At 64.3% G+C, this 3,690-nt stretch carries 5 protein-coding genes; 3 read left to right on the top strand and 2 right to left on the bottom strand.

Translation table 11 applies throughout. The features are described 5' to 3' along the window. Positions 1-668 (top strand): PDZ domain-containing protein (locus tag Q0L57_RS08055; protein WP_296740737.1); only part of this gene is annotated, 668 nt, incomplete at its 5' end. Between the two features lie 46 nt (positions 669-714). On the opposite strand, the gene Q0L57_RS08050 is transcribed toward Q0L57_RS08055, so the two are convergent. Both Q0L57_RS08050 and serB read right to left on the bottom strand, forming a co-directional pair. Further along, positions 715-1,287 (bottom strand): GNAT family N-acetyltransferase, encoded by a 573-nt coding sequence (locus tag Q0L57_RS08050; protein ID WP_296740735.1) that lies wholly within the window; start codon positions 1,285-1,287, stop codon positions 715-717. Then, the gene (serB, locus tag Q0L57_RS08045; RefSeq protein WP_296740732.1) at positions 1,284-2,171 is read right to left on the bottom strand and encodes a phosphoserine phosphatase SerB; all 888 of its coding nucleotides are present in this window, start codon (positions 2,169-2,171) and stop codon (positions 1,284-1,286) included. The genes Q0L57_RS08050 and serB overlap by 4 nt, the downstream gene beginning before the upstream one ends. Between serB and miaA the strand changes: the two genes are divergently transcribed. Both miaA and Q0L57_RS08035 read left to right on the top strand, forming a co-directional pair. Further along, complete coding sequence (miaA, locus tag Q0L57_RS08040) at positions 2,161-3,105, top strand: tRNA (adenosine(37)-N6)-dimethylallyltransferase MiaA (RefSeq protein WP_296740739.1); 945 nt, start codon at positions 2,161-2,163, stop codon at positions 3,103-3,105. The genes serB and miaA overlap by 11 nt on opposite strands. 124 nt (positions 3,106-3,229) lie before the next feature. Further along, a partial coding sequence (locus tag Q0L57_RS08035; RefSeq protein WP_296740731.1) for a diguanylate cyclase occupies positions 3,230-3,690 on the top strand: 461 nt, incomplete at its 3' end.

Genomic DNA, 3,690 nt, shown 5'->3' with positions numbered 1-3,690 from the left:
GGCGCGGCTGGCTTGGCGTGCGCATCCAGCCGGTGACGGACGACATCGCCGAAAGCCTCGGCATGACAACCGCCAAGGGCGCGCTGGTCGCCGGCGTCATCAAGGGCGGACCTGTCGACAATGGTTCGGTCCAGGCCGGCGACGTCATCATCAAGTTCGACGGCAAGGACATCCACGAGATGCGCGACCTGCCGCGCGTCGTCGCCGAAAGCCCGGTCGGCAAGGCGGTCGATGTCGTCATCGTGCGCAAGGGTGTCGAGCAGACTGTCAAGGTGACGCTCGGCCGGCTCGAGGACGGCGAGAAGCTGGCCAGCGGCGAAAACGGCAACACTGACCAGGGCAATTCCGACAAGGCGCCTGCGGTTTCGGCCGCCTCGGTCCTGGGCATGACGATTGGCGAGCTGAACGAACAGACCCGGCAGAAGTTCGGCATTGCGGCGGATGTCTCTGGTGTCGTCATCACCGACGTCGCCAAGAATTCGGCGGCCGCCGAGCGCGGCATCCAGCCCGGAGAGGTCATCACCGAGATCGCTCAGGAATCGGTCGGAACGCCGAAGGACGTCATGGACCGCATCGGCGCGCTGAAGCAGCAAGGGCGCAAGAACGCGCTGCTGATGCTGGCGTCGAAAACCGGCGAACTGCGCTTCGTGACGATCCGGATGGATTGATTCTAGAAGAACCGGCAACCGACTGAGTTGCAATGAAGAAGGGCGGCTAGCGGACCGCCCTTTTTCGTGCCTGCCAGTCCTGGCGAGGCAAACGGTAAAGCACATGCCGCTTGAGATGGGGATGGCTGTCCGGAACTCCGGGGTGGTCGAAGTCGCCATGCGGATCATGGCGCATGCCGAGACGCTGCATGACCGCAGTGGACCGATGGTTCTCGCGCACCGCGAAGGACACGATCTCGTCCTGGTCGAGCGTTTCGAAGCCATAGGCGAGCCAGGCTTCGGCGGCCTCGGTCACATAACCTTTGCCCCAGAATTCGGGCGCCAGCCGCCAGCCGATCTCGATGGTACCGGCCGGCAGAACATCCATATCCTCCGTTCCGGACAGGCCAACGAAGCCGATGCATTCGCCGGTGGCGGCAATCTCGGCCGCGGCAAAGCCGATGCCGTCCTGATCGATCCAGGCGCGGACCTCGTCCATCTTGGCGTCCGCCGCGGCACGGTCGCGGCGGAATGGGAAGAACTCCATGACACGTTCGTCGGAGTTGATCCGGTGGAAGAGCTCGCGGTCGCGCTCTTCCCAGTTGCGCAGGATGAGGCGTCCGGTGCGCATCGGCTTCATGGCACGAAATCCTCGAGGCGATAGCCCTGGAGATAAAGCAGCGCGGTGAGGTCGCCATGGTCGATGCGAACCTTGGCCTCGGCCGCCACCGCCGGTTTGGCGTGAAGCGCCACGCCGGTGCCGGCGAGCCGGATCATGTCGAGATCGTTGGCGCCGTCGCCGACCGCGATCGCATCCCCGGTCGTCAAGCCAAGCCGCGCCGCGATATCGAGCAGCGCCTCGGCCTTGGCGGCGCGGCCGAGGATCGGTTCGGCCACCTTTCCCGCGAACCTGCCGTCTTCCTCGATCAGGCGATTGGCGCGGTTTTCCTGGAAGCCGAGCATCTCGGCGATGCGGCTCGTGAAGACATCGAAGCCGCCCGAAACCAGCGCTGTCCACGCGCCGTTGGCGCGCATCGTCCGAACCAGCGCGCGCCCGCCGGCGGCCAGCGTCAGGCGGTTGGCGATGATGCGGTCGACGACCGTCGTGTCGAGGCCTCTCAACAAGGCGACACGCTCCCGCAAGGCCGGCTCAAACGCGATCTCGCCATTCATCGAGCGCGCCGTGATCGCCGCCACATGCTCCTTGACGCCGATCTCGTCGGCCAGTTCGTCGATGCATTCCTGGTCGATCATCGTCGAATCCATATCGGCGAGAAGGATCTTCTTCTTCCTGCCTTCGGCGGGCTGGACAATGATGTCGACCGGTTCGGAGGCCAGGGCCGAACGGAGGCCCGCCGTCATTTCGTCGATGCCGGCCGTCTCCGGCAGAACCAGATCGCAGGCGATGTCGTCAGCCAACCAATGAACGGCGCTTGCGCCCACGGCCCGCGAGGCCATATTCGCAAGCAGGGCCGACACTGCGCGGTCTTCAGGACGGGACACAAGCGTGGCGATCAACGGCATCGAGAATTCCGGCAGGCAGGTGGGCGAAGGCCGCGTGAAGAACGCGATCCTGATAGCCGGGCCGACCGCCAGCGGCAAGTCGGCGCTGGCGCTCGATCTCGCCGAGCGCGAGGGCGGCGTCATCGTCAACACCGATTCCATGCAAGGCTATTCGGTGCTCGACGTGCTGACGGCGCGCCCCAGCGCGGCCGAACTGGCGCGCGCGCGGCACTACCTCTACGGCCATGTGCATCCGTCGACCGCCTACTCGACCGGCGCCTGGCTGCGCGATGTCACCAAGCTGATCGACGACGGCGCTTTATCGGGGCGGCCAGCCATCTTTGTCGGTGGTACCGGGCTCTACTTCCGCGCCTTGGCCGAAGGCATATCGGACATGCCCGACATTCCGCAGCCGGTTCGCGAGCGCTGGCGCTACGAGCTCAAGGAACAGGGTGCCGAAAGACTGCACCGCATCCTGATGCACGAGGATTCGGCGGTCGCCTTGCAACTCAGGCCGACCGACGGTCAGCGCATCGCGCGAGCGCTGGAGGTGCTCGACGCCTCGGGCCGCTCGATCCTCGAATGGCAGGCTGCGCGCGGCCGGCCACTGATCGATCGCGACAGCGCTCGCTTCCTGGTGATCGAGCCGGACCGGACCGAACTGGTAGGGCGCATCGAGGCCCGGTTCGACCGGATGCTCGACAAGGGCGCGCTTGACGAGGTCAAACAGTTGATGGCCCTTGCGCTCGATCCCGATCTGCCGGCGATGAAGGCGATCGGCGTGCGCGAATTGCAGGCCGCGATGGCCGGGCAAATGCAGTTTCCCGAGGCAATCGAGCGCGCCAAGATCGCGACGCGACAGTATGCCAAGCGTCAGGCGACGTGGTTCAGGCACCAGCTGGGGCCGGAGTGGCAAAGGTTCCGTCCCGGCGATGGTCCACTGGTTTCGGACTAAGATATTCCTTTTCAATCAGTGCCTTAAAATTCGACGCTCATCTTCCCGTCAGGGTTGTACGGGTTAACGGTCCGTAAGGTCGCGCATGCCATAACGTCAAGGGTTGTTGTCGCGCGGGGAGTTGATGCGCTTTCACAAGGCGGAATCCGCTTTTTTCGTCTTCATCTTCGTGATCCTGGCCGCCGGCCTGGTGACGATCCACGGCTATGGTCAGTTGCAGGGCATCGCGACGGATCTCGACACGGCCTCGCGCATCGACAAGATCGTCTATCTCAACAAACTGCTTTTCGTGACCGGAGCGCTGCTGGCGGCGGCATTGTTCTTCGGGGTCTTCTTCATCTATCCGCTGATCCGCGGGCAGGTAAGGGAAGAGGGGAAGCTGCGAGCCATGACAGTGTCATTGAGCGCGCGTTCGCAGACGCTGGAGCAGGCGGCGCTCACCGATGGGCTGACCGGCATGCAGAACCGCCGCTATTTCGACGACGCGCTGCGGGAGTATCTTGAGGAATTCCGGCGTATCGACAAGCCGGTGGGGCTGATGATCCTCGATCTCGATCATTTCAAGCAGGTCAACGACACGCATGG

Origin of the sequence: Mesorhizobium sp. (assembly GCF_024509055.1) — a bacterium.
Taxonomy (GTDB): domain Bacteria; phylum Pseudomonadota; class Alphaproteobacteria; order Rhizobiales; family Rhizobiaceae; genus Mesorhizobium.
Note: the sequence above shows the minus strand (reverse complement) of the source record. Positions and strands in the feature narration are given on the sequence as shown.

Bases quoted from the DNA above. Each gene is read 5' to 3' on its own strand.
- Q0L57_RS08050 (WP_296740735.1), bottom strand. From the start codon at position 1,287: ATGAAGCCGATGCGCACCGGACGCCTCATCCTGCGCAACTGGGAAGAG.
- serB (WP_296740732.1), bottom strand. From the start codon at position 2,171: ATGCCGTTGATCGCCACGCTTGTGTCCCGTCCTGAAGACCGCGCAGTG.